Origin of the sequence: Senegalia sp. (in: firmicutes) (assembly GCF_052088025.1) — a bacterium.
In the GTDB taxonomy this organism is placed as follows: Bacteria; Bacillota; Clostridia; order Tissierellales; family SIT17; genus Anaeromonas.
Window position 1 is genome coordinate 1 of the sequence record NZ_JBQCYD010000051.1, and the last position, 6,136, is coordinate 6,136.

At 27.3% G+C, this 6,136-nt stretch carries 6 protein-coding genes; 5 read left to right on the forward strand and 1 reads right to left on the reverse strand.

Going from position 1 to position 6,136, the window contains the following annotated elements:
• The first annotated feature begins 178 nt into the window (after nt 1-178).
• Nucleotides 179-532 carry a helix-turn-helix domain-containing protein gene (locus ACTHUW_RS10980; protein WP_091636862.1) on the forward strand — a complete coding sequence of 118 codons (354 nt, stop codon included), beginning with the start codon at nt 179-181 and terminating at the stop codon, nt 530-532.
• Nucleotides 533-949: 417 nt separating this feature from the next.
• Here ACTHUW_RS10980 and ACTHUW_RS10985 read toward each other — a convergent pair whose 3' ends face one another.
• Nucleotides 950-1,753, reverse strand: a complete 804-nt coding sequence (locus tag ACTHUW_RS10985; RefSeq protein WP_442197061.1) for a nitroreductase family protein — start codon at nt 1,751-1,753, stop codon at nt 950-952.
• A gap of 167 nt (nt 1,754-1,920) precedes the next feature.
• On the opposite strand from ACTHUW_RS10985, the gene ACTHUW_RS10990 reads away from it, so the two are divergent.
• The 4 genes from ACTHUW_RS10990 to ACTHUW_RS11005 all read left to right on the forward strand — a co-directional run.
• On the forward strand, nt 1,921-3,567 hold the full coding sequence (locus tag ACTHUW_RS10990) for a tetratricopeptide repeat-containing diguanylate cyclase (protein WP_442197060.1): 1,647 nt from the start codon (nt 1,921-1,923) through the stop codon (nt 3,565-3,567).
• Nucleotides 3,568-3,585: 18 nt separating this feature from the next.
• Nucleotides 3,586-4,212: a ribonuclease H1 domain-containing protein gene (locus ACTHUW_RS10995; RefSeq protein ID WP_442197059.1), complete on the forward strand. Its 627-nt coding sequence runs from the start codon at nt 3,586-3,588 to the stop codon at nt 4,210-4,212.
• A gap of 17 nt (nt 4,213-4,229) precedes the next feature.
• Nucleotides 4,230-5,318: a dipeptide epimerase gene (locus ACTHUW_RS11000; RefSeq protein ID WP_442197058.1), complete on the forward strand. Its 1,089-nt coding sequence runs from the start codon at nt 4,230-4,232 to the stop codon at nt 5,316-5,318.
• Nucleotides 5,319-5,457: 139 nt separating this feature from the next.
• Nucleotides 5,458-6,136: deoxyribodipyrimidine photo-lyase (locus tag ACTHUW_RS11005; protein WP_442213296.1), on the forward strand; the 679-nt coding region annotated here is incomplete at its 3' end.

The window sequence follows — 6,136 nt, forward strand, 5'->3', positions numbered from 1 at the left end:
TTTAAAAGCTATTACAAAAACAAATAAGAAATATTTAAATAAGAATAATGATTAGCCCATAAACATGGATATAGTAGTTTAGCAATTGAAATTTGCTAAAAAAATTCAAGATTGCAAATTTCAATTGCTAGGATATTTCTTCAAAATATATTAATCTAAAATTAGAAGGTAAATAAATATGCTAAGTGAGATTTTAAAACAAAAAAGAAAAGAATTAGGTTTAACTCAGCAATATGTTGCAGATCATTTAAATGTGACACGACAAACTGTATCAAATTGGGAGATTGAAAAAAGTTATCCAGATATTCCAACCTTGATAAGGGTTAGTGAATTTTATCAATTATCTTTAGATTATATGTTAAAGGGAGATGTCAATCTAATGGAAAAAATCGAAAAAGATACAAATGAATTAAAAAAATATCAAAAAACAAAAGAGATTTTAAAAATGATTTGTTATGGGTTACTCATCGTAGCTTTTTTCTATTTAGCTGGATATGCAATTGGTAAAGGTTGGGCTCACTATACTCTATAAATTACTTATTCGGTTGAAAAGAATTTGTCTTAATAGCAATTATGACAAACTCGCAAAGAGCATTATATATATTGATATTATTAGGATAGAGTAGGTTTTATACTTTATCCTTTTTTATTTTATTTTTTTGAGTTTGTCATAAAATATTATATAATATTAATATGTAAAACTAATAGGATCTTTTAAAATGTGTGATTACATTAAGTTAAAGAAAACTAGAAAAAGTTATTAATATTGCTCTTAGAATTTCAGATTTACTTAAACAGAGTGATGTTTTAAAGAATAGGATAAGTTTTAAGGATATTTATATTATTGAAGGTATGCTTTTACTACTTTTATTTTAAATTCAAAACTATATTTTGACAAATCAAACCGACCCCAATATTTAGATTTTTTGTCTAACTTTTAGGGGTCGGTTCATTTTATATATTTCCAAGTAGAAATATATTCAAAATTTTCATATTGTGGATGTGTATCTAGTTTAGACCATTTACCTTCTTTGTTTTTTTCATTTAAAGTGACTTCAAAGTGATACTGTGCTATTCCCATATCCAATAATTGAATATCATAATCTAATTGCTTTGCATAATCAGGAGTTCGTTCAAGATATAAATGATAATTATCTTCTTCTTTAACCATTCTCCATGGTTGTTTATTTGAAGCTGAAGGTCCTATTCTAACCATTTCTAAAGCTTCACCATATACCAAAAGACTATCTTTCTTTAAAGGATTTAAATCACTATCAAAGAAAATTTCACCAAAGTCTTTTCGCATGTCAGCTTTTGCCATTTTCCTCATAGCCTTTTCCTTTATACTTTTCTTTTCAGAAGAGTAGCCTATTGGTGTTGCACATATAAAAGATTCTTCATCTTTTAAATTTGTCTTTTCACTAAATTGACCTCTGTTAAAAGTTCCACCTAACCAGCAAGTTCCAAGATCGAGTGATGTTGCAAAAATAATTATTTTTTCAAATAAATATCCAAGTTCTACTAAATCATGCTTATCTTTTTTAACAATAGCACAAATATAAGTATTAGCATTAGTAATTACTCCATAGGTACCAACTTTTCCATCTATATTTGCATTGATTAATGGAAATCTATAGTTAGGATATTCTTTTTCTAAATCACTTAAAAAATTTGTTAACTTTTTCATGGTATCTTTTTCTATTTCTTTTTTTTCATATGTTCTTACAGATACACGCTTTTTAATATTTTCCATTTTAAACACCTCGATATAATTTATATACAAAAATCAAGAAATAAATCAAAAAATATAGTTTAATAGCCATAATTAAAAGTATCTTTTTAAACTTTAAAGGATTCTATGTTTTTTTGTAGAATATATAAAATAAAGGTATTTAAATATATAAGTTAAAGGATTTGATTATGATTAAAAAAATATCTGAAGAAATATATAATAAAATTGACTATGTTAAATCTATAGTGTCTATATATCCAGATGAAGCTATTAAAATAAGCAAAGAAGCATATAATCTAGCTAAAGATAATAATTTGATAATTGAAGAAGCTTATTCACTTTTAAGTATTGCTTTTGCTAGTAGAATAAAGTCTGATATAAGTAGTATAATAGATTCTTCCTATAAAGCACTTGCAATATTTAAAGATAAAAATTATATAATAGGACAAATTAAATCACTAAATTTAATAGGTATTGCATACTTCTATAGTTCTATGTATGAAGAAGCTATAAAATATTTCTTAGAAGGCCATGAACTATTAAAAACTACTAAAGATGATTCTTTGTTATGCAGTGTTTTAAACAATATTGGAGAAGTATATAGGGAATCTGAAATGTATGATAAGGCTATTTATTATTATGATCAAGCTATTGAAATAGTATGTAAAAATAATTATACTATACATCATGCAGCTATACTTACAAATATAGGGGAAATATATTTTGCTAAAAGTGATTATAAAAAGGCTCTTGAAATATATAATGAAAGTTATAATCTGCTAATTCATGAAAATGATATAATAAATTTAGCTGAAATTGAAAATAAAATAGGAAAAAGTCATTTTGAAATGGGAAATATCAAGAAGGCAAAGGAATATTATTTTAAGGCACTTAAAAGACTTCAAAATATAAATAATAAGTATTATATAATAGATGTATTCATAAATATAGCAGAGATAAACCTTGAAGCATCAGAGGGAAGTACCTTAAGTTTTTATGAAAAAGCAATGGGTTTTGCAGAAGATGTAGGTTCTAAATCTAAACTTTGTAAAGTATATAAACTTATTTCCCTCTACCATGAAGAACAAGGCGATTATAAAAATGCCCTAGAATACTTCAAAAGATATTCTAGCATTAAAGAAGAAATTATGAGAGTTAAGCTTAAAAGTAAACTTGAAATATTAAATATAGAATTTAAAAACATTGAAGATAAGGATAAATTTGACAATATGAAACTAAGGCTTGAAAATGAGATATCTAGACAAAAATATAACTTGAAAAAGATAAAAAGTTCAAATGAAATGCTTGAAAGACAAGTTTATGAAGATGAACTTACAGGAATTCAAAATAGGAGAAGTGTAAATTTATATCTTTCTTTAATGCTAAAGGATATGAAATCAAAAGAAGATTTGATAGCATTATATGTTATAGATATAGATAAATTCAAAAAATATAATGATTGTTGGGGCCATCCTGAAGGTGATCAATGTATAAAGAAAGTAGCAAATTGTATAAAAAGCATTCAGCTTGATCGTGATGATATTTTTGGAAGATATGGAGGAGAAGAATTCATATATATTTCTACTCATTTAGATTATAAAGAAGCTTTAGAGCTTGGCAATCACATTAGAAAAGAAGTGGAAGAATTAGATCTTTATTATATGGATAAAAAAGAAAAAAGAACAGTTACAATAAGTCTAGGGGGAGTAATAGGTAAAAGTTCGAACTTTAGCTCCATGCAAAAGATGATTGAAATTGCTGATATGGAACTTTATAGGGCTAAGGATATGGGAAGAAATAGAACTATTTTAAAGAATATTAATAATGTTAATTAATTAAAAAAGGATGATTGTATGGCAAATAAATATTACGTAGTAAGACAAGGCAAGAAGATAGGCATATTCACAAGTTGGGATGAATGCAAAAAAAATGTGAGTGGTTTTTCAGGTGCTGAATATAAATCTTTTAAAAACAAAAAAGATGCAGAAGATTATTTTGATAACAGAGAAGAAAATATAATAGAAAAAGAAAAGAAAATAGATGAAATTATATTAACAGATAAAAATAAGGCCGTATCTTATGTAGATGGAAGTTACAAAAAACAAACAAAAGAATTTTCATATGGAGCAGTTATTTTTTGGAATAATGAAGAATATCATTTTTCCGATAAATTTGATGATTCAGAACTTGCTAAAATGCACAATGTAGCAGGAGAACTAGAAGGTGCTAAATGTGCTATAAGATTTGCTCTAGAAAATCATATTAAAGAGCTTACAATCTACCATGATTATGAAGGGATATCTAAATGGGCTAGTGGTTCTTGGAAGGCCAACAAGGAAGGCACAAAAACCTATAAAAAGTATTGCGAAGAAGCTAAAGAAAAAATTAAAATTAATTTTGTCAAAGTAAAAGGTCACTCAGGGGATAAATATAATGATCTAGCAGATGAACTTGCTAAATCTGCATTAGGAATAGAATAATAGAAGGAGAGATTTTTTTGAAGATTACACATATTAAACTAGGTAAAATATCAGTGCCACTTAAAACTCCATTTAAAACTGCTCTTAGAAGCGTTGAGTCCATAGAAGATATTATAGTTGAAATACATACAGATACAGGTAATATTGGCTATGGTGAAGCTCCACCAACTGGAGTAATTACAGGAGATACAACTCTTTCTATAATAGGGGCTATAAAGACACACATTGCTCCTTCAATCATAGGTCATAATATAGAGAACTTTGAAGAATTGATGCTTAAATTACATTCATCTATAGTAGGAAATACTAGTGCAAAGGCTGCTGTAGATATAGCCCTATATGATTTATATGGTCAACTTTATAAGGCACCGGTATATAAGTTATTAGGAGGATATAGGAAGAATATCACAACAGATATAACAATAAGCGTAAATGACCCAGATGAAATGGTAGCTGATAGTATAGATGCTATAAAACTAGGGTATGAAACACTTAAGGTAAAAGTAGGAAAAGATTCTAAGATGGATATAAAAAGACTTTCTGCTATAAGAAGTGCAGTTGGAAATAATATCAATATAAGAATAGATGCAAATCAGGGTTGGAAGCCTAAGGAAGCTATAAGAACTCTTAAGCAAATGGAAGATTTAGGTCTTAATTTAGAATTAGTAGAACAACCAGTTGCTGCATATGATATAGAAGGAATGAAGCTTGTAACAGACAATGTAAGTACACCTGTACTTGCAGATGAAAGTGTATTTTCTGAAAGAGATGCCCTTAAAATACTGCGTGAAAAAGCAGCAGATCTTATAAATATAAAGCTTATGAAAACAGGTGGAATAAATAAAGCACTTAAAATAATAAGTCTTGCAGAAATATATGATGTAGAATGTATGATAGGTTGTATGTTAGAAGCTAAGGTTAGTGTAAATGCAGCAGTTCATCTAGCAATGGCTAAAAAAATCATTACAAAAATAGATTTAGATGGACCTATATTATGTAAGTCAGACCCTGTAATAGGTGGAGCTATATTTGATAATTCAAGTATAACAGTAGAAGATCATCCAGGTTTTGGTGTTCAAAAAGTTGAAGGTATAAAATATATCTAAACAGGAAGTGATACTTTTGATAAATGAATCTCGAATAAAATATTTAAATGATAAGGATACAATAAAAGCCAATAATTATATAGTCTATTGGATGCAAAGCTCCTAAAGGACAAAATATAATCATGCATTAGAATATGCTATAAAGCTTGCTAATGAATATGATAAGCCTTTGATAGTATACTTTGGAATAACAGATGATTTTCCAGAGGCTAATAGTAGGCATTATTATTTTATGTTAGAAGGTCTACAGGATGTAAAAGACAAATTAAAAAAGAGAAATATAAAATTTATTATAAAACATATATCTCCTGAAGAAGGAGCAGTAGAATTATCAAAAAATGCAGCGATGATGGTGGTAGATAGAGGATATTTAAAAGTAGAGAGAAAGTGGAGAAAATATACTTCAGACAATATAAACTGTCCATTGATTCAAGTAGAGACGAATGTTCTTGTACCTGTAGAAGTAGCATCAGATAAGGAAGAATATGCAGCCTATACCATAAGAAAAAAGATAAATAAGAATTTGAAGGAATTTACAAATGATTTTGATGAAGAAAAGCTAAAAAATTCATCTATGGATTTAGATATTGATACAGAAATATTTGAAATAGATGATATAGATAAGGCTATAGATAAGCTTGATTTAGATAAGGAAGTAAAGAAAAGTAAATTTTTAAAGGGTGGCGAAAGTGAAGCAGAAAAATATTTGAATGTATTTTTAGATGAGAAATTAGAAGAATATGATGGACTTAGAAATCATCCTGATAAAGATTATACTTCAAAATTAAGTCCTTATCTACACTTTGGACAAATTTCAC